This window comes from Pseudomonas sp. UBT, from assembly GCF_050915955.1.
Taxonomy (GTDB): domain Bacteria; phylum Pseudomonadota; class Gammaproteobacteria; order Pseudomonadales; family Pseudomonadaceae; genus Aquipseudomonas; species Aquipseudomonas antarctica_A.
The window spans coordinates 4,380,867-4,404,409 of the sequence record NZ_CP168079.1 but is presented as its reverse complement, the minus strand read 5'-3'; the positions used below and the strand labels follow the sequence as shown (position 1 = coordinate 4,404,409).

Annotated in this window: 35 protein-coding genes; 24 read left to right on the top strand and 11 right to left on the bottom strand. The window is 56.7% G+C overall.

What is annotated here, in order from left to right:
* Nucleotides 1-43: 43 nt before the first annotated feature.
* The 6 genes from ACDZ94_RS20290 to ACDZ94_RS20265 all read right to left on the bottom strand — a co-directional run bounded on the left by ACDZ94_RS20290 (nt 44) and on the right by ACDZ94_RS20265 (nt 2,805).
* Entirely contained in the window at nt 44-637 is a 594-nt protein-coding gene (locus ACDZ94_RS20290) for a hypothetical protein (RefSeq protein ID WP_432750707.1), read from the bottom strand.
* A gap of 7 nt (nt 638-644) precedes the next feature.
* Nucleotides 645-1,208, bottom strand: coding sequence for a siphovirus Gp157 family protein (locus ACDZ94_RS20285; protein ID WP_426180402.1), 564 nt, complete (start codon nt 1,206-1,208; stop codon nt 645-647).
* A complete protein-coding gene (locus ACDZ94_RS20280) occupies nt 1,205-1,930 on the bottom strand; it encodes a hypothetical protein (protein ID WP_426180404.1) in 726 nt (241 codons plus the stop codon). Before ACDZ94_RS20280 ends, ACDZ94_RS20285 begins: the two co-directional genes overlap by 4 nt.
* A 79-nt stretch (nt 1,931-2,009) precedes the next feature.
* Nucleotides 2,010-2,201, bottom strand: a complete 192-nt coding sequence (locus ACDZ94_RS20275) for a hypothetical protein (protein WP_201228767.1) — start codon at nt 2,199-2,201, stop codon at nt 2,010-2,012.
* Nucleotides 2,198-2,389 carry a hypothetical protein gene (locus ACDZ94_RS20270; RefSeq protein ID WP_094953501.1) on the bottom strand — a complete coding sequence of 64 codons (192 nt, stop codon included), beginning with the start codon at nt 2,387-2,389 and terminating at the stop codon, nt 2,198-2,200. Before ACDZ94_RS20270 ends, ACDZ94_RS20275 begins: the two co-directional genes overlap by 4 nt.
* On the bottom strand, nt 2,386-2,805 hold the full coding sequence (locus ACDZ94_RS20265) for a hypothetical protein (RefSeq protein WP_426180406.1): 420 nt from the start codon (nt 2,803-2,805) through the stop codon (nt 2,386-2,388). Before ACDZ94_RS20265 ends, ACDZ94_RS20270 begins: the two co-directional genes overlap by 4 nt.
* 380 nt (nt 2,806-3,185) lie before the next feature.
* On the opposite strand from ACDZ94_RS20265, the gene ACDZ94_RS20260 reads away from it, so the two are divergent.
* Nucleotides 3,186-3,545 (top strand): hypothetical protein, encoded by a 360-nt coding sequence (locus tag ACDZ94_RS20260; RefSeq protein WP_426180408.1) that lies wholly within the window; start codon nt 3,186-3,188, stop codon nt 3,543-3,545.
* Between the two features lie 113 nt (nt 3,546-3,658).
* Here ACDZ94_RS20260 and ACDZ94_RS20255 read toward each other — a convergent pair whose 3' ends face one another.
* From ACDZ94_RS20255 to ACDZ94_RS20245, 3 genes are all read right to left on the bottom strand, one after another.
* A complete protein-coding gene (locus ACDZ94_RS20255; RefSeq protein WP_432750706.1) occupies nt 3,659-4,042 on the bottom strand; it encodes a response regulator transcription factor in 384 nt (127 codons plus the stop codon).
* Between the two features lie 660 nt (nt 4,043-4,702).
* Nucleotides 4,703-4,954 carry a DUF1654 domain-containing protein gene (locus ACDZ94_RS20250; RefSeq protein WP_432750705.1) on the bottom strand — a complete coding sequence of 84 codons (252 nt, stop codon included), beginning with the start codon at nt 4,952-4,954 and terminating at the stop codon, nt 4,703-4,705.
* 167 nt (nt 4,955-5,121) lie between these two features.
* Nucleotides 5,122-6,006, bottom strand: a complete 885-nt coding sequence (locus tag ACDZ94_RS20245) for a zinc ribbon domain-containing protein (protein WP_432750704.1) — start codon at nt 6,004-6,006, stop codon at nt 5,122-5,124.
* A gap of 163 nt (nt 6,007-6,169) precedes the next feature.
* Here ACDZ94_RS20245 and ACDZ94_RS20240 point away from each other — a divergent pair, with 163 nt between their 5' ends.
* Both ACDZ94_RS20240 and rhuM read left to right on the top strand, forming a co-directional pair.
* Nucleotides 6,170-6,658, top strand: coding sequence for a DUF2846 domain-containing protein (locus ACDZ94_RS20240; protein ID WP_367242017.1), 489 nt, complete (start codon nt 6,170-6,172; stop codon nt 6,656-6,658).
* Between the two features lie 263 nt (nt 6,659-6,921).
* A complete protein-coding gene (rhuM, locus tag ACDZ94_RS20235; protein WP_367242016.1) occupies nt 6,922-7,947 on the top strand; it encodes a RhuM family protein in 1,026 nt (341 codons plus the stop codon).
* A gap of 1,028 nt (nt 7,948-8,975) precedes the next feature.
* On the opposite strand, the gene ACDZ94_RS20230 is transcribed toward rhuM, so the two are convergent.
* Nucleotides 8,976-9,194 carry a hypothetical protein gene (locus ACDZ94_RS20230; RefSeq protein WP_367242015.1) on the bottom strand — a complete coding sequence of 73 codons (219 nt, stop codon included), beginning with the start codon at nt 9,192-9,194 and terminating at the stop codon, nt 8,976-8,978.
* A 399-nt stretch (nt 9,195-9,593) separates the two neighbouring features.
* Nucleotides 9,594-10,262, bottom strand: a complete 669-nt coding sequence (locus tag ACDZ94_RS20225) for a LexA family protein (RefSeq protein ID WP_432750703.1) — start codon at nt 10,260-10,262, stop codon at nt 9,594-9,596.
* An 87-nt stretch (nt 10,263-10,349) separates the two neighbouring features.
* On the opposite strand from ACDZ94_RS20225, the gene ACDZ94_RS20220 reads away from it, so the two are divergent.
* The 21 genes from ACDZ94_RS20220 to ACDZ94_RS20120 all read left to right on the top strand — a co-directional run bounded on the left by ACDZ94_RS20220 (nt 10,350) and on the right by ACDZ94_RS20120 (nt 23,539).
* A complete protein-coding gene (locus ACDZ94_RS20220) occupies nt 10,350-10,565 on the top strand; it encodes a YdaS family helix-turn-helix protein (protein ID WP_176992367.1) in 216 nt (71 codons plus the stop codon).
* Nucleotides 10,566-10,780: 215 nt separating this feature from the next.
* On the top strand, nt 10,781-11,629 hold the full coding sequence (locus ACDZ94_RS20215) for a BRO-N domain-containing protein (RefSeq protein WP_432750702.1): 849 nt from the start codon (nt 10,781-10,783) through the stop codon (nt 11,627-11,629).
* Nucleotide 11,630: 1 nt separating this feature from the next.
* Entirely contained in the window at nt 11,631-12,623 is a 993-nt protein-coding gene (locus ACDZ94_RS20210; protein WP_432750701.1) for a phage replication protein, read from the top strand.
* Nucleotides 12,610-13,407 (top strand): hypothetical protein, encoded by a 798-nt coding sequence (locus ACDZ94_RS20205; RefSeq protein WP_432750700.1) that lies wholly within the window; start codon nt 12,610-12,612, stop codon nt 13,405-13,407. The genes ACDZ94_RS20210 and ACDZ94_RS20205 overlap by 14 nt, the downstream gene beginning before the upstream one ends.
* Nucleotides 13,404-13,874: a hypothetical protein gene (locus tag ACDZ94_RS20200; protein WP_432750699.1), complete on the top strand. Its 471-nt coding sequence runs from the start codon at nt 13,404-13,406 to the stop codon at nt 13,872-13,874. Before ACDZ94_RS20205 ends, ACDZ94_RS20200 begins: the two co-directional genes overlap by 4 nt.
* Nucleotides 13,871-14,461, top strand: coding sequence for a recombination protein NinG (locus ACDZ94_RS20195; protein ID WP_432750698.1), 591 nt, complete (start codon nt 13,871-13,873; stop codon nt 14,459-14,461). The genes ACDZ94_RS20200 and ACDZ94_RS20195 overlap by 4 nt, the downstream gene beginning before the upstream one ends.
* Nucleotides 14,458-15,039, top strand: coding sequence for a hypothetical protein (locus ACDZ94_RS20190; protein ID WP_313043104.1), 582 nt, complete (start codon nt 14,458-14,460; stop codon nt 15,037-15,039). The genes ACDZ94_RS20195 and ACDZ94_RS20190 overlap by 4 nt, the downstream gene beginning before the upstream one ends.
* Nucleotides 15,040-15,183: 144 nt before the next feature.
* Complete coding sequence (locus ACDZ94_RS20185) at nt 15,184-15,372, top strand: zinc finger domain-containing protein (RefSeq protein WP_432750697.1); 189 nt, start codon at nt 15,184-15,186, stop codon at nt 15,370-15,372.
* A 5-nt stretch (nt 15,373-15,377) separates the two neighbouring features.
* The gene (locus ACDZ94_RS20180; RefSeq protein ID WP_432750696.1) at nt 15,378-15,896 is read left to right on the top strand and encodes a hypothetical protein; all 519 of its coding nucleotides are present in this window, start codon (nt 15,378-15,380) and stop codon (nt 15,894-15,896) included.
* Nucleotides 15,897-16,072: 176 nt separating this feature from the next.
* Entirely contained in the window at nt 16,073-16,390 is a 318-nt protein-coding gene (locus ACDZ94_RS20175; protein WP_432750695.1) for a hypothetical protein, read from the top strand.
* 156 nt (nt 16,391-16,546) lie between these two features.
* A complete protein-coding gene (locus ACDZ94_RS20170) occupies nt 16,547-16,885 on the top strand; it encodes a hypothetical protein (RefSeq protein ID WP_003218335.1) in 339 nt (112 codons plus the stop codon).
* Complete coding sequence (locus ACDZ94_RS20165; RefSeq protein ID WP_432750694.1) at nt 16,882-17,226, top strand: hypothetical protein; 345 nt, start codon at nt 16,882-16,884, stop codon at nt 17,224-17,226. The genes ACDZ94_RS20170 and ACDZ94_RS20165 overlap by 4 nt, the downstream gene beginning before the upstream one ends.
* 57 nt (nt 17,227-17,283) lie before the next feature.
* Nucleotides 17,284-17,514 (top strand): DUF7681 family protein, encoded by a 231-nt coding sequence (locus ACDZ94_RS20160; protein ID WP_432750693.1) that lies wholly within the window; start codon nt 17,284-17,286, stop codon nt 17,512-17,514.
* The gene (locus tag ACDZ94_RS20155; protein ID WP_432750692.1) at nt 17,514-17,705 is read left to right on the top strand and encodes a hypothetical protein; all 192 of its coding nucleotides are present in this window, start codon (nt 17,514-17,516) and stop codon (nt 17,703-17,705) included. Before ACDZ94_RS20160 ends, ACDZ94_RS20155 begins: the two co-directional genes overlap by 1 nt.
* Nucleotides 17,702-17,890, top strand: coding sequence for a hypothetical protein (locus tag ACDZ94_RS20150; RefSeq protein ID WP_432750691.1), 189 nt, complete (start codon nt 17,702-17,704; stop codon nt 17,888-17,890). Before ACDZ94_RS20155 ends, ACDZ94_RS20150 begins: the two co-directional genes overlap by 4 nt.
* Entirely contained in the window at nt 17,887-18,138 is a 252-nt protein-coding gene (locus tag ACDZ94_RS20145) for a hypothetical protein (RefSeq protein ID WP_432750690.1), read from the top strand. Before ACDZ94_RS20150 ends, ACDZ94_RS20145 begins: the two co-directional genes overlap by 4 nt.
* Before the next feature lie 41 nt (nt 18,139-18,179).
* Nucleotides 18,180-18,923, top strand: coding sequence for a terminase small subunit (locus tag ACDZ94_RS20140; protein WP_432750689.1), 744 nt, complete (start codon nt 18,180-18,182; stop codon nt 18,921-18,923).
* Nucleotides 18,920-20,254, top strand: coding sequence for a terminase large subunit domain-containing protein (locus ACDZ94_RS20135; RefSeq protein ID WP_432750688.1), 1,335 nt, complete (start codon nt 18,920-18,922; stop codon nt 20,252-20,254). The genes ACDZ94_RS20140 and ACDZ94_RS20135 overlap by 4 nt, the downstream gene beginning before the upstream one ends.
* Complete coding sequence (locus tag ACDZ94_RS20130) at nt 20,251-21,669, top strand: DUF4055 domain-containing protein (RefSeq protein WP_432750687.1); 1,419 nt, start codon at nt 20,251-20,253, stop codon at nt 21,667-21,669. Before ACDZ94_RS20135 ends, ACDZ94_RS20130 begins: the two co-directional genes overlap by 4 nt.
* Nucleotides 21,644-22,729, top strand: a complete 1,086-nt coding sequence (locus tag ACDZ94_RS20125; RefSeq protein ID WP_432750686.1) for a minor capsid protein — start codon at nt 21,644-21,646, stop codon at nt 22,727-22,729. The genes ACDZ94_RS20130 and ACDZ94_RS20125 overlap by 26 nt, the downstream gene beginning before the upstream one ends.
* Nucleotides 22,730-22,810: 81 nt before the next feature.
* On the top strand, nt 22,811-23,539 hold the full coding sequence (locus ACDZ94_RS20120) for a hypothetical protein (protein WP_432750685.1): 729 nt from the start codon (nt 22,811-22,813) through the stop codon (nt 23,537-23,539).
* The last annotated feature ends 4 nt before the right edge of the window (nt 23,540-23,543 follow it).

The following is a 23,543-nucleotide window of genomic DNA, read 5'->3' as shown; positions in this document are numbered from 1 at the left end:
GGCAGTGCGAGCCAGGTTTGACGTTTTCGTTGCTGGGTGCGTGCTATGCGGCGCATGAATTGCTGCCTTGGCGCGCTTTGGGGTAGTGGATGCCGTGAGCGGCGATGATCCGCTCGAAGGCCTTGTTGCCTATGGCGAGCTTCCCGCAGCACTGGCGCCGAGAAATTCCGAGCTCCATGAATGCCCTGATCCGCTCGGCATACTTCGCGTCGCGCTCCTTGTCGACCGTGTTGTGCACCAGGTTGCGTGCGCCGCCCCGGGTTGGCGCCTTAAACGTGATGTCGTACCGCGCGGCATGGTTGTAGATGAGCCGTCGGCTTACACCAAGTGCAGCAGCGACTTCGGTCTGGGTGTGCGTTACGCCGAGCTGGCGTATCTGCTCAACCAGCTTGAGGCGGGCCTGGGTGCGGATGTCGTCTTTATCGAGGGGCAGGGGAGACGCTTCAACCCGACGGCGAACAAACGGCTTCGGCGCCGGCGGCATCTGGTTGCTGTAGGTGATGGGTTTGGGCTTGTAGTTGTACGGTGGGGCTTTTTCGATTTCGCCGCCGGCCGCTACAAACTCGGCGACCTGGGCCGCCAGTTCATCCGAGGCCGGGCGCAGCGCCTCGACCAGGCTGAGGTGGTTGCTAATCATGAGGGCCTCACTTAATGCGGATTGAACTGTCGCCGCGCTCCAGATGAGCCCAGGCTGGTTCGGGTAAAAGTTCATGCTCCGCATCCTCACCGGCCGCCATACGTTTTCTTACGGCTGCGTTGTGTTCTCGGATTTCCTTGAGCTTGGCCGCGATGGCACGCTTGTCAGGAGAGAACACTGTTTTGGTGTCGATGAAGTCATCCGGGATATCGTCCTCTTTATCGACGATGACCTTTTCGGGTGCCAATGCCAGAGTGATCGTGAACAGTGGGCGTCTGATAGTCTTGATATCGGCGGCCTCCATGTTACTGCGCAGATATTCGTCGAGTTTGCCGACTGTGTTTTTCCTGATGCGCTTGAGCTCGTTGAGTCGGTCGACTTCTTTGTCTATTGCATCGATATCGCCTTGGATATTCCGACTCAGCATGACAACGCTTTCCGCCTTATCGCTGAACTCGCCCTGGATCTCGTCCATGGCGTACTGCAGCGCCTCTTTGAGACCCTCGTCGTCCGTGTCAGCCATTGCTTGAAGTTCGGCCAACTTGCCGGTGAGTGTGTAGAGCTGGGTCATGCTGCAGCCTCCTTTTCGGCGTCGGTGATTCGTTTCCATTCCAGCGAGATACGCTCGGCACCCTTGGTGTCCTTGCGCAGGGTTAGTTTGCGCACCGCAACGTCATGTATCTTTTTCAGCTCTTGGGGCGACTGGGCGCCGGCCATCGTGTCTATAACCGATTTGATGTAGTCCAGACGCTCCTGCTGTTGGCGAGCCCTCTCGACCTCCTGGTCTTCGGCGTGTTCGATAAGTTCTTCGTCCTTCAGTTGGTTGACATACTCGGCGTCGTCAAACATCCCCAGGAATACGTCGGCGCTGAAGCCGAGCATCGACAGCGATTTTTTGATGGCATCGGTCAGCGACTTCTTTGGCGCTTCTCCATCTGTTGTCGTGCCATACTTGGATTTGTAGAGGTAGCGAGTGCAGCCGTACTGCTCGATCTCGCCGCGCTTTCCGTCCAGTTCGAACCAGAAGCGAATCTTGATGGTGTGGTTGAGCTCACGCCCCAACACCAGGCGTTTATCTCCATCGCCGCTGACCATTTCAGAGCCTTCGTCGAAGCGCTCTTCCATGACCGACCAACCAAATCCGATCCCGACCGGGCCGAATACTTCCGTGGCTTTCATGATCATCGCCGTACCGTTTAGGCTGGTGATCTTCTGGCCGCCCACCTCGGCGGCTTTCGTATAGCGGGTGTCGGTCGTACTGACCTTTTCCCAGATCTGCATGTTCGTCGACATGGGGATTCCTTGCCGCGATGATCGCAGCGTTCAAAATGACTGGGGGCTGGTGGGATAGAGGTGCTGACCTGGCGCAGGTTCAGCTCTGCTGCTGAACCCGATATCGGAGTACTTGCAGCACTCGACCGCCGTAACCAGGCTCTGCGTATTGTTCAACCGGTGCCCCGAAGAAGCCGCGGCGCTCGGCCAGGCTGTAGGCCTCACGCAGGTTGTGAGCACTGATGTCCTCGAGCTGTTCGTCGATCAGGGATTTAACCGGGGCGGTACTCATTGAATCTCCTTACGCCGCCGGCTGACATCCAATAGGCGGGCGCTATACCAGTGGAATTCTTCTGCGTTGATGGCGCCCGAAGTAAAGTGGCGCACGATCAAGCCTTCAGTCAGGGTCTCGTCGATTAAGGGTTTGTCTGGATCTTCAAGAGCAAACAGTGCTTTATCGATCTCAACGTATGGGCTCACAGTTCGTTGTCCTCGGCCTGGGCGATCAATGCATCGTCTGCCAGATCCTTAACAAGCCCTCTGGCGATGACCTTGAGCTGTTCTTTGGGGTCGGCTACCGCCATCAAGTCTTCGGCGCCGTCGCGGGCCAGGAACCGATCACCCAACAGTCCGGCAATGACCATTTCACCAATGGCGCACTGGCTTTTGCAGTCGCTGGTAATCGCGAACTGCTCAACCTCGGCTGCGAATGCTTTGAATGTCACACCTTGCGGCGCACAGAGGCGTTGCTTGAACTGCACGTCGCTGCGCCGATCAACCAGCGTTTCCACCGCGTTATCGATCCACTCTTTGCGTGCAATCTCCAGGGCCGACTCGCTCACCGGAGGCGGCAGGCGATTATCGAATTCAGTTTGTGCAAGTGCTTGTGCGTTCATGGTCGCCTCCAGAGTGGCGGGTTGTTCACCTGTATTCGTCAACACTCATGCCTCCCGCTGGTTGCCGATGGGCGCGGGGTGAGTGCTGACGGGTAAAGGCGGGGAAGTGGGTGCCGATGGCCGAAGACAAGTCCCGGCGCGACAGGAAACCCCTGCGCATTCATCTGCTGTGTTGCGGTGATGCAGGTGGGCGGTTATAGGGCGCGATTTCGTCCGCATCGGACTGCTCTCAGGCTCCCGATGAAGGTTCTTGACAATCTCAAGCCTGCTGTGAAAGGTGGAGAGCAGTCCGATACAGCCTGCGCTTCGGCGCGCAGGTGGCAGTGCTATGGATTGCATGTCTGGAGTAACATAATCGACCCTCGCTAAAGTGAGTCCTTATGAAAAACAGACCACCTCTCCCAATTGTTGCTGTCGCCGGTGCTTATTTTTTTTACCTCGCATGGCAATTGGTTACTGACTTCATGCCAGCCACGGCAGGACGCTTCGCGGTTGCAGCGGTGTTGTTCTTCTTTGTTTTCAGGGGAAGCAGGGTCGCCAGCAATATCCTTGCCGCTCTATGTGCGTTAAGTGCCGTATTATTTTTGGTGACTGCCGTCGCGAGCATGAAGGAGAACATCAAGTCAGCAGTCGTGCTTACCGTTATCGCTGCTCCTTTACTAGCGTTTGCCGCATATCTGTTTTTGAACTCTAAAGTTCGTGCGTTTCAACGCAACGCGGCCACCCTCAAAAAGTCCTGAAGAAAAGACAGGGCAGCCGGTTGAGCAGATGAGTGACTGCTCATTGCTCTGCGCTGTCATCCCAAGCAGCCTTTGCGAAAAGGCTGCTAATTTATGCTTTCCGCGGTGATCCGCTACACCGTCAATTCAGCGCACTCAGCCCGGCGCACCATCCGCACCTGAGCCATTCGCCTTTCCGGCGCCCGGCGATCACGCCGCACCGAGTCGTCACTGATCATCGAGTGCATGGCGATCAGCGCCGCCAGCACAAAGCAAACCGGCGTGATGATCTGGCGCTTCATGGCCTCAGCCACCAAAGCAGTCCTCTTTGTCACGCCCAACTTGAACATCGCATTGGTCAGGCGCTTTTTGACGGTGCCAGCTTCAATGCCCGCTTCCCGGGCGATCTCTTTCGAGGTGAATCCCTGGGCAATCCAAAGCAGAAACTGAAGCTCTCGCGGCGCAAGGCCACGTCCGAGGTGGCCTTTCCATGAACCGTTTATGATTGTTGCTTCCATCGTCGTGACCCTCGGGTGGTTTCCCGTTAGGCCCTGCTACCAAGGACTATCGGTGAAACCCCCGACCTCGCTACTGGCGACAGGCCGGGGTTGTTGCGTCAGCGGTGTGGCCCGTTTCCCGCTGCTGATTGCAGGGCTGGCCGGTCTTCTTCGGTGTGGGCTTCGAGCTTCCTACCCACAGCGTCAAACAGCTTCTGTTCGCCGTGGATCACAGGTCCTTACAACATGCACGCTACAGCTCTGAATGCCCTGGTTGAGTGGGGCAGGGTGCATGAGGTCCGGCACCCCTCATAGCCGAAGCTCAGGGCGCTAATTCAGTTCAGTTGGATCTCCCTTCTGCCGCTGGGATTTGCGGGGCGCATTGCTTGCCAGGTCATTCGCACGGTTCGAGCGTTTCGCCCTCGATCAGCCGTACAGGGTTCTCCTGTCGTGGGCGGGCTATCTGACCCGTCTGATCGCCGGTCGCCGGTAGAGGCAATGCGGTCTGTTGGTATTTCTGTATTGCGCTGACTGTTAAAGAGCGGCGCAGCTTTCGCTACTGGCCGGCGATGTTCGTTGCTGGCCTGGATGCAAATATAGGTAATCCCATATTTTTCGTCAATGGGTATTCCCATATTTTTTATTGGAGACGATAAAAAGCCCGCTCACTGGCGGGCTCTTCTATGTGTCGCAGTACTCGCGCCAGCCGATCCGGACGGTGCCATCATCCAAATGTTCAATCCTTATTCCGGCTGTGTCGCCGATGTCTTGGATCACCTGGTGCCAGGCTTCAGGGCTCTCGTCGTCGCGTCTGGCTACCTCGATCAGCTGGATCCTCTGTACTCGAGGAGAGGCGATCAAGTCTTGCAGACGACGGCCAACAAGCTCATAGGAGTTGCGTGGTTTCGATGTGGGGTAGGGTGCCTGGTTCATGCTTCGCTCCTTGCGATAACTGTATGGATGAACAGTATTATTGATGCCAGATATTGGCAAGAGGGCAGCAGGAGGTTTCATGCATAAACGCATATTTAGGTAGGTGGTTCTTTTTGGCAGGCATGAAAAAGCCCGCACTTGGCGGGCTTGACTGGCATTGTTTTCGGTTAGGTATGGCGGGGCACCCAATACATGCGGCAATGAATCTCATGATTGTCGTAAAGCTTAACCGAAACAGTTTTAGCGGATTGTTCGCTTTCAAAGGGGCCGGTGATGATTGTGTTCCCATCTACCGCCAGAACGGGTATTGCCAGGTCTTCAAGCACGCCTTCAATCCGGCTTAAGTCACCCGGATGGTCTGTTATGCGAACTGTCCAGCCTTGAAAAGCGGACTTAAGAGCCTGCTCAGTAAAGGGCGGATATTTGCCACTCACCGAATCCCTGTAGACGATCTCGCTGAAAAGCCTGGGGCCGTCGCGCATCGTGATCAGGGCTCGCTCGGCTTCTTCCTTTGTTTCAAATGGGCCGGCACCCACAGCTAGGCCAATCATAGGAACAACCGGGAGCCTGGTGCTGGCGATGGCTTCGATAGTTCGGCGCTGTTCTTCTTCGTCACGGCAGGCAGTTGATGCAACCCATCCGTTTTTCAGTTTTGGGGCGCGCGCTGGTTCAATCTCTGCCCCGCAATGCTTGCACTTCACGGCAGCTTTTCTGATTGTCTCGGCGCAGAGCGGGCAGTCGCGCAGGTCGCTAGTCTGCACGCCCGCGGAACCCCCTGACACCTCGATCCAGCCCTTACGAAGATATGAGTTCGTCAGAATGCCGTTGATGCCAATCGCATACCCGAGACTGACCATGGGGGAAACGATGAGCAGCCCAGGGCCGCCGGTTAGAAAAGAGAAGCCTCCAACCAACAACAGCCAGATAAAAAAGTGACCCCACAGCTCTTTATAGGCAAGGTAGAAAGCCCCGAAGACAATAACCGCGAGACACGACATCCCGCCAACACTTTCAGTGTTGCCGTTTGCCGGATTCCTGAATTCCCGTTTCATTGAATCCCTCCCATAATTGTGCGCGCACTTTACCATTCGGGGCGTACAGCCACCATTGGCGGGAAGCCAGACGGAAGTGTGGCGTGTGCAAAATCACCATAAAAGGTTTGATTGAGTGACCTGCATTGCTGATCATAAAGCGCTTAATCAGAATGGAGCGGTTATGACACGGGTATGGAAGGTTTCAGCATTTCTCTGGTTGGGGCTCCTCAGCTCCTGCACGATGACAGGACCAAAATTCACGCCACTTGAAAACGTTGACTCTCAACGTGGTGTTCTCTACGTATACAGGCCCAGTAATTACGACATGGGCCTAATGACCGCTTTGATTTCTTTGGACGGAAAGCAGATAGCGTCTCTAGAGAACGGCGGTTACGTAGCTGTGCCTGTTACGCCAGGTGAGCACACGATCACCCAGAAATGGAAGGCCGGAATTTTGGGCAATTCCGATCTTGAGGGGGGCACCACGACCACTGTAGTCGGTGTTAAACGATCAGATGCCTCCTACGTTAGCCTCACATCCAATAGCACGAGAGTGCAGGCAAAACGATTCAATGCTGTCGCTGTTGACCTGCAGTGGCAGCTCAATAAAGTGTCTGCAGATCAGGCATTGCCCGAGATTTCTCAATGTAGAAAGGTTGAGGCGATCTAGCCCTACGGTGGGCAATATCTAGAGCCAAATCGCAGGCAAAGAAAAGCCCGCGCAATGGCGGGCTATCTGTAATACCTGGGGCGCCGATCCTTCAGCGCAGCCAGTCTGCAATCCCTCGGGTTACCTGCTCAATGGTGGCACGACGAAGGGCTGAGACAAGAAGCCCGGCGCTGGGCCAGGCATAGAGATTGGGACACAGGTTTGTTGCTGATGCGTCATCGAGCTGGCATCTTTGCTGGAAACGTCGACCTAAGGATTAACGCATGACGAAGGAAGAAGATTCGACAACGCCGAACGAAAGCACAGTGTTGTTCGTGCGCGATGGCTCCAAAGTGAAGCTGAAGTTTGAACCCGGCCAGCAAGCAATGTGGGCTACAACTCAAAACATGGCGGACCTTTTTGAAACGACGGCAGACAACGTTGGGCTGCATCTAAAGAATATTTTCGCGGTAGGTGAGCTTGAAGAAAAGGCAACTACCGAGGAATTCTCGGTAGTTCGCCGGGAGGGCGGGCGCTTCGTTGAGCGCACAATAAAGCACTACAACCTCGATGCGATCCTGTCGGTCGGGTACCGCGTTAACGCAAAAAATGCCATTGCATTCCGGCAATGGGCTACCCAGACACTCAAGACCTATCTTGAACAAGGGTATGTAATAAACGAGAAGGCTCTTCGGGAGTCTCCTGAAAAATTAAACAAGCTCGCAGCGGCGGTTAGAGCACTTAGATCCGAGGAAAAGCAGGTCTATGCCAAGGTCCGCGAGTGCTTCAAGATATGCTCTTCTGACTACGACCCAAATTCAAAAACAGTCAGAAGTTTTTACGCTCTGCTCCAAGACAAGTTTCACCACGCGGTCACAGGCATGACGAGCACAAAGCTCATACTAGACAGGGCAGATCATAAAGCCGAGTCCATGGGCATGCAGACAATACGCGGCGACTTTCCGACGCTTGAGGAGGCTAAAACAGGAAAGAATTACCTCAACAGCGATGAATTATACCGGCTGCATTTGTTATCAGAGCAGTTCATGCTTTATGCAGAAAGCACGGCACTGACAAAAAAAGAAATGACGATGAGTTCGCTTCACGAAAAATTGGATCAGCTACTTGTTTTCAACGATTACCCGGTCTTTAGTGGTTACGAGGATTTCATCAAAGACGAGGCTTTGAGCCATGCAAGGCAGGAGCTAGGGCTGTTCAAAAAGCGCAAAAAGATTGAAGCGCTAGGTTATGAGTACAGTGAAGAAGCCTTGGCTGCAGGCGAGTATGACGAACTATTGATCGAAGATTGAAAAGGCGAGGAAAGCGGAAAATACCTGACAAGCGTACCGCCTCCACCTCATCCGCATAGCCGACGACGGACTTCGTTAATCATTTTGGGCGTGGAGAAACAGGTGGGCTTGAATATTTCCCCATATCACGCGCATCCATCTCTGCTTGACTGCAACCCATGCGCTTGGCCCGCTCCCGGAGCGCCCAGATTTCCCCGCCCGAATCTGCCGGTCTGCCCTGTAATTTTAGGACAAACTCGTGGCCTTTAATGACGTTGCTTGTTCCGGCGCATTCCCAAACTCGCTGCGCGTCAGATATTGGCATTGGCGCATCTAAAGTGGCCTTTGCGACCTCGGATAGCGAGGGAGGCGTATTGGCACACCCCGTAAGGGCAAACGCGAGCAGAATGAAGGTAAATCTCATCTAAATTCCTTTTTTTCGACGGTTTATTCGCGCGACTTTCAAGAGCTGTCGTGCGTTCAACAGGGGGTTAGTTTGGCCAGGTTTAGACCGCCCGCGAGATTAAATTAACTCTACTGCTATTGAGCGCTGAGCCGCTTCATTGACCATCTCACAGTCTCTAGCGAAACCGGAGTTCCATCAGCCCAAACGGAGTTACCACTTTGCTCCATTTCCAGGCTGTCACCGCTAAAGTGCCCGGTGAAAGTTTGTGTAACCGTGAGTTGCAGAACCCCCTCACTGTTTTTATTAACAATACGCCGCTCGCCTTTTATCCAATCACCTTTGCGCGTGAAGATAACGGGGTTATTAACACCGGGGTGGTCATTGGTGTAATAGGTCCATCGCTTAAAGACTACTGCTTGCGCTTCTGTGGTACGCCACCATATGAAACTACTGGCGTCTTTGAAATAAACGTAGACATGATATCGCGAGCCCGGGTCTTCGTTATCTGCGTACCACAGTCCCATCGGTACGGGGACAACGGGAGCTGGGGCGCAACCCAAGAGAAGCAAGCTCACACAAAAGGAGAGAATTATTTTTTTCATAAAGTCCATTTTCAGTTACAAGGCGGTTCGCCTAAACGCATTTAGTCCACGCCGCCATAAAAGTGGTTCAGCGCTAGCAGCTCAATCACAGCCACGAAGGCGCAGAGCACCAGAAAACCAGGGCTGAAGACCCGCTTGCGGCCTGATGAGCCTCCGCCCAGTCCAGCAACGTCGGAATACCCGGGGAGCATCATAAGGAGAGCCAGGCAAGCAATGACTCCAACCTTGCTCCAGAAGCTCTGCTCTCGCCATGCGGTCACCGGGCTTGCCATCCACGGTAAGGGCAATTCATCGCTTTGAGGCGGCGTCTTAGCGCTGGAGACTCGGACGAGTCGTAAACCCAGAGGTCTGAGTAGGCACGTGGGGAGAACTGAAGTGCGTCTCTAACAAACGCCTCACTTGCGAGTCCCTGGAATTCCCGACATTGCTCAAGTCGCTCGGCTTCCGTAGCTGGCATTGGTATGGCTTCGATTTTCTTTTCGTACTCGGTTTTTTCAATTAGCGTGCCGTAGCAGCCTGTGACAAATAGTGGCGCGATTATCAGTGCCGCGACCCGTAAAGCATTCATTCCACATTCCCTTGCGCAACGAGCACTACTCAGCTCGCGATATCTCGATTTAGCTTGCCGTCCGGGCACATCTGCATGGCACGCTGGCGGATCAGTAAAACTTTTGCAGTGCCTGCACAACCACGCCCACGATCCGGCAGTTCTCGTCGACGGCCTCGATCGGGTAGCTGGGATTCAGTGGTTTCAGGAACAGTCGGCCGCCGTCGCTGACCAGCTTCTTGAATGTGGCTTCGTTGCTGTCCGGGAGCTTGGCCACCACCAGCTTACCTGGTGCAACTTCAGCCTCAGTGTCCACCAGAATCAGCGTGCCCTCGGTGATGCTCTGGCCGGCGGGCGCCGTCATCGAGTCGCCTTTCACCTTCAGCCAGAACGCAGTGCCCTTGGAGTCGTACTCGGAGAACTCGTAGCTGTCCGAGAATCCGGCCGGGTAGGGCTCTACGGCTTCCGCCCAGGCGCCGGCGGCAACCCAGCTGATTACTGGGTAGCGGAATGATTTGGTGGGCTGGGCGGCAACTGAGATGTTCGATTCAGCAGAGCCTGCACTCGACCCCGGGGCCAGCATTGGCCCGATCTCATCGGAAAGCCATTTGGCGCTCACCCCGCATGCGTCGGCGATCTTCACGACGTGCGCGGTGGCTTTCGATTTTCCACGCTCAAGGTCAGAAATCGACGTCTGCGTGATACCAGCTTGAGCGGCCAATTCGCCCTGGTTGAGCTTGGCGTGCCGGCGCGCTGTCTTTAAACGGTCTTTGAATTCCATTCAGCGAGTATTACGGGTGCTCCCATATCCTTGCAAATCGGTATTCCCATAATCTACTATATGGGTATTCCCGTATGGAGGGGCGATATGAACAGTATTTACAAAGACCTCGTTGCCTTCATTGGCACTCAGGAGGTCACTGCTGAAAAGCTCAAGGTTGATCAAAGCACCGTTTCCGGTTGGGTTCGCGGGAAGCACGGCATGTCTCCAGTGGTTGCCAAGCGAGCGGAGGCGGTGACCGGAGGTGCGTTCAAAAAAGAGTCCCTTTGTCCGTCGTTTCCCTGGGCCGAGATGGCCGCCTAAGCGAGGTCTCTATCCGCAAATCCGTGTACCCAGTATCGGCCCAGACGGTCTGCGAAGTAAGAAACCTGAAGTCGCTGGAGTTTTATCCAGTGGGTTTTGAAAGGGCTAAACGGGGAGTAGCGCGGGGAGGTTGGCGCTTCGGCGCTGAATTACAGGCACAAAAAAGCCGACGTACGAGGTCGGCTAATTCGATAACACTTTGTGAGACCGATTATATGCAAACCCCGCTACATATCAATAGCTCTACCAATCTCGCGCCACGTTTTTCGCAATCTGAAAACGTGGCGCGCAATTCAGCAGTGATTCCGTTCGACTTCGACGGCGCCGCAATTCGGGTCATCACCGACAAGCTCGGCGATCCATGGTTTGTCGCGCGCGATGTCGCCGACGCCCTCGGCTACTCCAAGCCAGAGAACGCCGTGTCCCGTCACTGCAAGGCTGCGTCCACTCCCCCGAAACAGGGTGGTGGTTTCATGACCATCATTCCGGAGCGTGATCTGTACCGGCTGATGATGAAGTCCAAGCTGCCGGCTGCCGAGAAGTTCGAAGAGTGGGTGGTGGGCCAGGTCCTGCCGAGTATCCGCAAGACCGGCACATTTTCCGCTCAAGGCCCGAACAACTCTAAGATCGTCGGCGAACTGGCGATTCTTGAATGCTTCGACCGCCTGCTGAAGCCTGCCAACTCTAGCAAGATGATGATGCTGGCCAAGATCGCCGCCAACAACGGCCTGGATGCAAAATTCCTCCCTGGCTACGCCGTTGACGCCGCGCCAGATGCCACTGGCGGCTCTTCGATGCCTACCAAGGCAATCACCGCCCTGATCAAAGATCACGCCATCGCCAGCACCGCGCGCGCCTTCAACCTTGCACTGGAGGCCCACGGCTTCCTCAAGGTCCTCCAGCGCAAAAACTCCAAGCAGGAAATGGTGGACTTCTGGTCTGTGACGGAGAAGGGCATGGCCTACGGGAAGAACCTCACCAGCCCTCAATGCCCCCGCGAGACGCAGCCTCACTGGTACGTGGATCGCTTTCTTGAATTGGCCGCTAAGGTCGGGAAGGCCTGACATGCAATACACCGTCACGATTAACCAGGTGAAGGCGCTGGAGTGGGGGCTGAATTCTCAGCAGGCCCTGCTGTTCGCCTTCGTCTACGGCTGCCCGAGTTGGACCAAGCCAATCAAGACTGATGACGGGATCTTCTTCGCGCTGAGCAAGGCCAAGATTATCGAGGAGCTGCCGCTGCTCACTGATAAGCCGGACACCGCTTACCGCATGCTGAAGGCCCTGGAAGAGGCCGGTTTGATTGAGCTTTCCAGCACCTCGAACATCACCCTTTTCCGCCTCACAGAGAAGGCCGTCGAGTGGAACCAGAAGCTCGACGGGTCGGAAAAATATCCGACCCCACCAAACAATAAGGGTCGGAAAAAAATCCGATCTACCTCGGATAAATCTCCGAGCAAGGTCGGAAAAAAATCCGGGCAAGGGTCGGAAAAATCTCCGACAAATCAGGATACCAATCATCAGGGTACCAATCAGGATACCAATCAGGATACCAATCAGGACTTGCAGGACGCCGCCGGCAAGCCGGCTCAGTCCCGCGGTTTGGTGCTGGTGGTTGATCGCACCGACACCCCCCGTGTTGAGATCCCCGCTGACATGCCTGGCCCCAAAGACCAGACCTGCAAAACCTTCAAGGTCTGGGCGAACTACGCCATGGCTTACCGCAAGCGCTACCTCGGCGCATGGCCTGTTTGGAACGCCAAGGTTGGTGGTCAGCTCGGCCAATTGGTCGACCGCCTCGGCGCTGATGTCGCTCACCACGTGGCCGCGCATTACCTGAAAACCAACGATGCCGCAGTTCTGCGCAAGTGCCACAGCCTCAACGAGCTGCTGGCCAACGCCGAGAGCTATCACACCCAGTGGGTGACCGGGCAGCGCATCAACGGGACAACCGCCCGGCAGATGGAACGGACAGAGGCGAACCACTCCGCAGCGGAGCAGGCCGCCCAGATGGTAATGGCCAAACGCCAAGCAGGTGACCGCAATGAATACCTTTGAAATGAATGACCAGCAGGTTGCCGGGCTGGCCGCCGCCATCTGCGCCACCGCCGAGGCCATGGGCCAGGAAATGAACCCGGGCACTGCCGCGATGATGGCTGAAGACCTCTGTGCGTATCCGGTGCCTGTCGTCAAAGCCGCGTTGAAGGCTTGCCGCTTCGAGGTGAAGGGCAAGCTGGCGATGGCTGACATCCTGCAGCGCGTCCAGTCCTCCGACGGCCGTCCCGGCAAGGATGAGGCCTGGGCTATCGCTATGACCACCAACGACGAATTTGAAACCGTGGTGCTGACCGATGAAATCCAACTGGCCCTGGCCGCTGCGAAGCCCATCTTGGATGGCGGCGACAAGATCGGTGCGCGCATGGCGTTCATTGATGCCTACCAGCGTTTCGTAGGGCAGGCCCGCGAGGATGCGAAACCGGTCAACTGGCACGTGTCCGTCGGCTTTGACGCAAACCGTCGCGTGCAGGCTGTGACCAAGGCAATGGAGCTGAAGAGAATCCCGCGCGAACACGCCCAGAAGTACCTGACGGACCTGAGCGTCGAGCCGATCACTGAGGACGGTCGCGCCATCGCCGGCTTGCTCACTGGCACCGCCACACGGCCAGAGCCCCAGCTTCGGCAGAAGTTGGAACTGGTGAAAAACTCGATGCTGGAAATGCGCAAGGCCAGTGCCGAACGGAAAACCGAAATGCGGATTGACGCGGCAAATGAGTTGGCGGATCGCAGGGCGCTGCTCATCAAGCAAGCTCAGGAACTGGAAGCGAAGAGGGCGGCGCCATGACCGACAAGATCAGCGTGAACTGCCAGGCCAAGCTCTCTGAGGCTATCACCAAGTTGAGCGCCATGTACCGCGACAAGAAGTTCGTGGTGGTCTCCCTGCGCCCGGGCAAGGACCGCACGCTTGACCAAAATCGGTTGTGGTTCGGGATGTACAAGCGCATCGCCGAAATGACCCAGATCGGTGACGCGGCTGACGCCCGGCGCTACTGCAAGCTGCACTTTGGCGTGCAGATCCTGCTGAACGAGGATGCCGGGTTTCAGGCCGAGTGGTATCGCGTCATGCGCCATCTCCCCTACGAAACGAAGCTGGCCATGATGGGGGAGTGCCATTTGTTCGGGCCGGACGGCTTCCCGGTAACCAGCCTGTTCAATCGCGCCCAAGGCATCAATTACACCGACCGCATTGCAGCCTATTTCACAGGCCAAGGTGTGGTTTTCACTAATCTACTCAGCAAGGAGGCTGCATGATCGCCAAGCAACCCAAACCGAAGAAGTGCAAGAACCCGGCATGCGGCATCAGCTTCCCGCCGCAGCGCCTGGGCCAGGCCGTATGCAGCCCGAAGTGCGGCCTCGCTATCAAGGACGTGAACCAGGCGAAGGCGCGCAAGTCGCTGGCCCAGGTCGAGCGTCGCGAGATCAAGGTTCGCAAGGAGAAGCTGAAGAGCCGCGGCGAACACATGCGTGAGGCTCAGCAGGCGTTCAACGAGTACGTCCGCACCCGGGACCAGGCCGCCGGCAACCTCTGCATCTCCAGCGGCAAGCCGTTGGACTGGAGCGGCAACGCAGTCGACGCCGGCCACTACCGCAGCGTTGGTTCCGCGCCGCACCTGCGCTTCGATGAACGCAACTGCCACGCCCAGAGCAAGCAGGACAACCGGTTCCTTTCGGGTAATGCCGTGGATTACCGGATCGGTCTGATCGCACGCATTGGCCAGGAGGCAGTCGACGCCCTGGAGGCTGACCAGAGCGTGCGCAAGTACACCGTCGAGCAGATCAAGGGCATCAAGACCTACTACCGGGCAAAAATAAGAGAACTGAAGAGGGCTGCAGCATGAAGATCAATTCAGCGCGCCAGGCGTGGCATGACTGCAACTACAACCCCGCGCCGGGTCAGTCCTCAGATGCCGCGGAGCTTGGGGTGGTGGTGCAGAGCAGCGAACGGGGGCCCACGGCAAATCATGCGGTGCACGGTGCTTTGGCCGGCCATATCCAGTCGGCGATAGCGCGTCTCCACTACCAGTTGCGGGCCTTCGGCAACGCCATGTACGCGGCAGAGCCGACCGATGATGATCGGGAGGAGGCGGAAGACGCGGTTTTCCACTTGGCGTGCTCTCGGGTAGAGCGCATGACTTCCAGTAAGCGTGAACGTGCCGCGTACGTCGCAAAGGGCGTGTTTCGCCGGTATCGATATATGCACCAGGGGGGGCAGTCTTCCAACCCTGATCCGCTCATCAAACCAGAGATCTTTCGTGCATGGGTGGAAGGGGAGTACGGCATCAAGCTCCCCTCAGCAGCTTGGGGGAGGGATTGGGAGCCCTTCGTGCAACTCTGCTTCGATGCCTGCTACGACATCGACGCCAAAGCACTGAGTCCAATTGGTGGGATAATTTACAAGATGAAAGAGGCCGCTTGACTTCCCGCACGGCTGAGGGCATTATTTACCCACAGTTAGTATTTTGCCTTCGGCAACTTTCACTAGAAGTTCAAGAAAACCCGGCCATTGCGTCGGGTTTTTTATTGCCCACGGAAAGGGCAATTCAGCAAAAGGAATTTGCAGATGTTGAAAGAATTCAGATGCGGTAACTGCAACCGACTTCTCGCCCGTACGGGTGGGTTTACAGAGCTCCAGATCAAATGTTCCCGATGTGGGACGTTGAATCATGTGAAGGCCACGAGCCTCGAGCAATCGCCATTGAGCGACATGAAAGCGGAATCCTCCGCTACAAATCATTCGACTCAAAGGTGAATTACATGGCTCTCAAATTTCAGATCTTTCCGTTCACCCAGAACGGAAGCTCCATTCTCCCTCCTCGTAACTTCATGCTCGCAGGTCAGTACCTCGAGTCTCCAAATAAGCAATACAAGCTGGTTTTTGAAGCTGATGCCAACCTGGTGCTCTACAACAATGGATTGAGGGAGTGGGTTTCGGATAACTCCGTACCTTACACGTACGTGGATTCCAATCCGAATAAGAGCCTGGTCAGCTGTTTCTACATGCATAGCTCTGGGGTCCTCATGGATCATGTGCATAACAGAATGTGGATTGCTGAAACCAGTTGGATTCCGGTACCTGACCAAGCGGGGGCGCCGCTGCGTGCGTTCTTGCAGCTGCAAGACGATGGCAATATCGTCATCGTAGACGGGGTGCCTACCTGGGCTCGATTTGGTTTCACGCCAACTGCTGCTCCTCGGCCGCGCGTGATTTACCCGGATCATGGCACCGGTCCTCTGCCAACATTCAAGGAATGGACGTGGAATAACGTCTTCTAAGGCTATAGGAGGCCCTGTGAATGTACGGGGCTACTTTGCTGTTTCGCGTCAACTCAGGACTTCAGCATTGCCCTAGGCCTGAAGAAAAGAAGGTCAAGAGCCTCTCCCCATCGCCCTTGAGCGACATGAAAGCGGAATCCTCCGCGACAAATCATTCGACTTAATAGGTGGCTAAAATGGCTCAAACAATCGGCAGTAAATTCAAATCCGCACGCGCGGACAGCGGTGTAACTCAACTGGTTGCACCATCCGAGAACACCAATGGGATCACCCTCTGCACCGCGGGTATCACCATTCCGGCTAACCTCGCCTGGCTGAACACCGGACCGGTCGCTCCGCCGAATCACTTCGGTATGACGACTCCGGCCATTTTGGTTTCGGGCGCCGGCGGTGCAACTCTGCCATACCCCGTAGTTATTCCGGCAGGCCAAGGGGTTTGGTTGTCCTCGTACAGCACAGGCTTTGCCTCGATCACCTACGAACCAATCGTGTAACGCCTAAGCGAGTCCGTTTCTGCGGACTCGCAACTATTTTCGAGCCTCGGCATCTGCTGGGGCTTTTTCGTTTTCGGCTCCACCACACCCATCGCTCTGAGCTGGGAGTGCTGCTGGGGCTGACCTATTTCAAACATGCCCCACGGAGTCGAGCGCATGGAGTATCTACAGCGCCTGCTCGACAAGATCGACAGGTTCGAATTGCTGATCGCTGGACTGGTCGGCGCCGTGATCGCCAGTTGGTGGCACAAGGACGACTTGAACGACTGGCGTGCCTGGATGATCTTCCTGATTACCGGCATGGCCTGCTCGATCTACCTGACGAGCATGGTCAGCACTTACCTGGGCGTGACAGAGCCAAAGATCGTCGCTGGTATCGGCTTCCTGCTGGGTGCCTTCGGCGGCTCGCTCCTGGCTGCCATCAATCGAGCCATTAAATCCGCTGACCTCTGGGCGCTTATTCGCCAGCGGTTCGGGGGAGGCAATCCACCATGAATCTTGAACTGATCAACTCCATCGCCTGTGGCCTTATCGCGCTGTGGGCAGCTTGGTGCGTACTGAGCGGGAAGGTGAGGGACGGCATCCTCGGCAAGCTGATCTACACCACGATCGCCATCACTGGCTTCGTTGTGTCGGTGCGTAGTCAGAACATCTTCTTCGGTCCAACTACCGCGGGCCTGACGCTGCACGTGGCCCTGGCCCTGGCCGGTGCCCGGCACATCTTTATGGTCACGTACTGGCAACGCGTGAAGGTCTGGCTGTGCCGGACGCTGAACTGCGAGCACTGCCTGCACTGTGACAAGGCGCCAGGCGGTATCGAGCGCCGGGCCAAGTAAACCGCGCCACGTTTTCGAATGCGCTAAATCGTGGCGCGCAATCATGAGGAATCACCCATGGATAACCAGCACAAGAAAATCACCGGTTACCGCGACCTGAGTCAATCCGAAATCGACGGTATGAACTCCATCAAGGCGCTGGAAGCTGACACCGGCGAACTGTTCAAGCAGATCGGCCAGATTGAAGGCGTTGACCCGCGGCTCTTGGCGTTGGCCAAGACGAACCTGCAGCAGGGCTTCATGTGGTTCGTACGCTCGATCGCCAAGCCAGCCGATCCATACAGCTGATGGCCAACGTCACCCGTCTGCGACACGCGCTCCCGATGAGCCCGGACATCAACAAGGCCGTGAACGACCTGGATAGCGCCATCGCTAAAGCTGTAGACGCCGCTAAGACTGCCGGGCTTCCCCAAGGCCTGATCGTTGGATTGCTCCACGGTCACGCATATGCACAGACACAGCAGATGGTGATGCAATGACCGCGAGCATCCATGACATTGCTGACCAGCGCCCGCACCTGATGGTGGTAGCCAGTGATGGCGCCCACGCAATTCCGCACGCCCTGGTGCAATCGGTGATCGACGGCGACAAGCCTTCATCCATCCTGACTGAGCCAGTGGTGCAGCGGATCATTGAGGAATGGCTACAGCAGGTGACCAAATGACCGTCAAGGTTCTGGAGTTCAAGCGGGAGGATTGGCGCGACGCTGCCAAGACCCTGCGCAAAATTGCCGACGACCTCGATGCTGGAGAACATCCCGAGTGCACGGTGGGCGCTTTGACCCTGATCGGCGCTAAGGGAGAGGTGACCGTGTTCGGTCTCGGCCCCAAGTGTGACGACCTACAATGCCTGGGTGCGATGCGCCTGGGTGAGCAGAAGCTGATTGATGTGCTGCTCGATACAGACAACTGACAACCTAAACGTGCGAGGCACCAAAGTCTCAAGGAATCCCTATGGCGCTGACAGCAAAACAGCAGCGCTTCGTCGACGAGTACCTGAAAGACCTGAATGCTACGCAAGCCGCTATTCGTGCGGGATACAGCAAGAAGACGGCAGCAGTCATTGCAGCAGAGAACCTTAGAAAACCTAATGTTCAATCAGTTATCGAATGTCGCATGTCCGCAAGAGGCCAGAAGGCCGCCATTACTCAGGAAATGGTGCTTGAGCGTCTATGGATGATCGCTACCGCTAATCCCAATGAGCTGATCGAGCATCGTCGTGGGTGTTGCCGCCATTGCTTCGGTATAGACCATCAGTACCAGTGGAAGGATGAAGAGGAGCTGCTAAAGGCGGTATCTGATAAAGCCGACCCTGACGATGTATCGGAGGATGGTGGATTTGGGTTTGACCCGACGATACGGCCGCATCCTAAGTGCCCAAAATGCAGAGGGGAGGGGTTTGGATCTGTCCATGCTCATGACTCGCGCCATGTCAGCCAAGCAGCATTGGCGCTGTATGCCGGCGTAAAGCAGACCAAGGAAGGCTTCGAGATCAAGATGCATGATCAGTTGGCTGCACTCGACAAGGTGGCCAAGCACTTGGGCATGTTCTCTGACAAGTCGGCATCGCCACTTGATGAGGAGCTGAAGCGTCTTGAGGTCGAGAAGCGCCGTGCAGAACTCAAACTGATAGAGAAGGGCGGCGGCAACTCCAACGCCCAGTTACTGGCTGATCTGATTGCGAGGCTGCCGTCATGATGGCCAACACCGGTAACCTGATGCTGGATCGTCAGCTATCACGCTGGTACCCGCTCAAGGATCACGCTGTACAGCTCGCATTGGTTGCCGCCGTATCGGACGGAATTCGCTTCCCCTTAGTGCCTGCTGGTCGCCGTAGTGGTAAGACCGAACGGTTCAAGCGCTTCCTTGTGAAGCAGGCCTCGGCCTACAACGGAATGTACTTCGCCGCGGCACCAACGCACGCCCAGGCAAAGAAGATCTTCTGGGACGACCTGAAGGCCTTCACGCTGAGTTGCATGCACAGCCGCCGGCCTTCCGAGTCGGACCTGATCATCTACCTGGACAACGGCAGCGAGATTCACGTCATCGGCCTGGACAAGCCGCAGCGGATTGAGGGTATCCCGTGGACTGGCGGGGGAATTGACGAATTCGCCGACATTAAGCCGGACGCCTGGGAGGCAAACATTCTCCCGGCACTGAACACCGTCAACCCAACCATGCCTGACTATCGGGCTTGGTGCTGGTTGCTCGGCGTTCCTGACGGCCTGAACCACTATTACGACCTGTGCATGCAGGCGGAGTCGGGGAATGACCCGAACTTCCGTGTGTTCCACTGGAAATCGGCCGAGATTCTTCCGGCTGACGTAATGGACGCGATGAAGCGGGCCATGTCGGCCAAGCAGTTCAAGCAGGAATTTGAAGCCTCTTTCGAAACGGCATCTGGCCGGATCTACGAGGACTACAGCAAGGCGAACACTACTAATGCAGCCATTGAGCCGCATGAGCAGCTGATGTGGATGCACGACCAGAACTTCACGCCCCTATCATCCGCGATAGGTGTACGGCGCAACGAAGGCAAAGACCTCTATCTGCTCGATGAGATCGTGCTGATCAGCGCGGTATCTAAACAGTCGGCGACCGAGTTCGTGGACAAGTTCAAGGATCACAAGAACAAACACGTCCTGATCTACGGCGACCCGGCCGGCAAGGCGGGCGAGAAGCACGGTCACGCCTCTGACTACACCGACATTGAGGGCGTGCTGAAGGCCAATGGCTGGACGTACACGCGCAAGGTAAAGCCTGCTCACCCATCCATCAAGGATCGGCAGAACGCCGTACGGGCGAAGATCCTGACCGCGTCAGGCGAAACCAGCCTGTTCATCAACCCTGTCGCCGCTCCTTGGTGCCACAAGGGCTTGAGTACGGTCCAGCTTCAAATGGGCTCGACCTTCCAGGAAGACCAAAAAAACGACTACCAGCACATCACTACAGCGATCGGATATTGCATCGACGTTGAGTGGCCGTGCGCCAAGCCTGTCACCTCTATCAAAATGGGATACGCCCGATGAGCAACGACGTCTCCTTCAAGCGGGCGGAATACACGGCAGTGCTTGACCGCTGGGCAACTGTTCGCGACGTCTGCGCGGGCCAGCACCGGGTAGTCGATCGGCTGCCGTACATCAACGCGCACGACAAGTCGCCGGAAAACGAAGATCGGAATCGGGCTTACCGTGAGCGCGCAGTGTTCAAGAACGCCACCGGGCACACCCGTAACGGGCTGCTGGGCCTTGCCTTCCACAAAGACCCGACGCTGACAGTGCCGAAGAAGCTGGAATACCTACAGGACAACGCCAACGGCTCCGGGGTGAGTATTTACCAGCACTCACAAGGCACGCTTGAGAAGGTGCTTGAGGCTGGCCGTCACGGCCTATACGTAGACTATCACCAGGATGACGGCATCGGCGGGCACTCGGTGATCCTGTCCTATTGCGCTGAAGACATCATCAACTGGCGCACGGGCATGGTGAACGGCCATAGCGTGTTGACGCTGGTGGTGCTGCGGGAGTCTCCGGAGGTTCCTGACGGCTTCGGCTACAAGACAGCTGAGCAGTACCGGGAACTTGCGTTGGAGGACGACGGCTTTGTGTGCCGGGTCTGGCGCCGGTCCGGTCCGAAAGGTGGCGGGCCGCTGGCGGTCATCGAAGAGTTCAGGCCGGAGGGCGTCACGGGGCGTCTCAAGGAGATCCCGTTCACCTTCGTCGGCGCGCAGAACAACGACCCAAGCATCGACGAGTCGCCGCTCTACGACATCGCCATGATCAACCTGGGCCACTACCGGAATAGCGCCGACTATGAAGATAGCGTCTTCTGGTGCGGGCAGGCTCAGCCGTGGATCAGCGGCCTGGATGAGCAGTGGCGCGACTGGATGGAGAAGAACGGCGTTTATGTTGGCTCCAGGGCTCCCATGATGCTGCCGGCGGGTGGTGCATTCGGCTACGCGCAACCGGCGCCGAACACGCTGGTCAAGGAGGCAATGGCCGACAAGAACCAGATGATGATCGAACTCGGCGCACGGATGGTGGTGGCTTCACTTGCCACCAAGACCGCTACCGAGTCCCGAGGCGATCAGTCGGCATCCACTTCGGTGCTCGCAGGCTGCGTGGCAAACGTCAGCGAGGCCTACACCCGAGCAATCATGTGGTGCTGCGCCTACATGGGCATCGCTGACAAGAAGGTTGCGTACCAGGTGAACCAGGAGTTCGTTGAATTGACGGCTGACCCGCAGATGATCACGGCCCTGGTAGGGCTGTGGCAGCAGCGCGGATTTGCTAAGGCAGACCTTCGAGCCTACCTGCGAAAGCTGGGCCTGATCGCGCCAGAGCGGACCGACCTGCAGATCGACGGTGAACTGGAGGAGCAGGGTGACGGCCTGGGCCTGGACGACGAGGACAAAATAAATGGCGGTAAATCCGGCAGTACTTGATGCCACCATCCGGCACGCGGTCTTCCTTGAAAAACTAAAGGCAGGGGAGGTGGGCAAGTTTGCCCCTTTCCTCAAGGAGATCGACCGCTCGATCCGTGACCGGCTCACTCAGTCCGACCTGACCGAATACAACACGAAGCGTTTGGAAGCGTTGCTGAAGGAAGTGGATAGCTTGCTGCTGGGCATCTTCGACCGCTACAGCGCGCAACTGAACCTCGACCTGGTGGACATTGCCAACTACGAGGCCGAGTTTGAGGCGACCAGTCTTGCCAGATCGGCGCCGGTTGGCGTGTCGCTGGATGTAGTCGCGCCGACTGCCGCTGCAATCCGCACTGCAGTGCTGACGAACCCGCTCAGCATACGCGGCACCGGCGGCGGGAAATTGCTGAAGGCCTTCATCAAGGGTTGGACCGGTGCGGAGCGTGAACGGGTTGCCGGCACCATCCGGCAGGGCTTCTTCGAAGGGCAGACGAACTTCCAGATCATTCGCAACATTCGCGGCACCAAGGCGGCAGGGTACAAAGACGGCATCCTGGCCACCACCAACCGCAATGCCAGCACGGTCGTGCACACCGCGATTCAGCATGTGTCGTCCCAAGCGCGCATGGAGGTGGCAAAGGCCAACACTGACATCGTGTCCGAGATCCAAATCGTTGCGACGCTGGACAGCAAGACCAGCCAGCAATGCCGCTCACTGGATGGTCGGAGGTTTCCCGTAACGTCAGGGCCGCGACCGCCGTTTCACCCGAATTGCCGAACCACGTGGATCATGCTGACCAAGCTCAGCGAGAGTTTCGCCAAGGACGCCACACGCGCATCTTTAGGTGCAGGAGGAGCAGGGCAAGTCAGTGCCAGCCTCGATTACTACAACTGGCTGAAAGATCAGCCAGCAGCGTTTCAGGACGAGGCAATCGGGCCGGTGCGGGCAAAACTGTTTCGCGAGGGTGGTTTAACCGTCGAGCGATTCACCGAACTGCAGCTTGATCGCAACTTTGCGCCGCTGACACTTTTGCAAATGAAGGCGTTAGAACCACTCGCATTCGTTAAGGCCGGAATTTAACCGAACACATTCAACCAGCCGCCTTCGGGCGGTTTTTTATTGCCTGCAAAGCGGGCAACCAAACCCAAGGGGTGCATCAACGTGGCAGAAGAAAACGAAATCGACCTGGAAAACCCGGCAATCAAGGCCGCTATCGCGACTGCCGTTGAAGCATCCGTTTCCGGTTTGAAGACCAAGAACTCGGAACTGCTGGGCAAGCTGAAGGAAACCTCCGGCAAGCTGACCCAGTTCGAAACCCAGTTCGAAGGCATCGATATTGACGCCGTCAAAGGCTTGCTAAGTCGTGCCGGCCAGGACGAAGAAACCAAGCTGCTGACCGAGGGTAAGGTGGATGAAGTGTTCAACCGCCGCACCGAGCGCCTGCGTGGCGACTACGACAAGCAGTTGAAGATCATCAGTGAGCGTGCAGAGAAGGCTGAGTCCTTCGCTGCCAAATTCCAGGGCAAAGTCCTGGGCGACTCGGTACGCGGCGCAGCACTGAAGGCTGGTGCGCTCCCTGAAGCTACAGACGACATCATCCTGCGCGCCAAAGGCGTGTTCACCCTTAACGAAGATGGCGATGCAGTCGCCGTTGATGAATCAGGCCAAGTCATCCTCGGTAAAGACGGCAAGACCCCTCTGACTCCGCTCGAATGGGCGGAATCTCTGCGCGAAAGCGCACCTCATCTGTGGCCAAGGGCTTCAGGGACATTTGCCCCGGGCGGGGGTGGCGGCAAGGCTGCATTCAAGCGCTCCGAAATGACCTCCGAGCAGAAGCGCGACTTCCAGCGCAAGCACGGCCAAACCGCATATCTGCAATTGCCCAAGTAAGGGG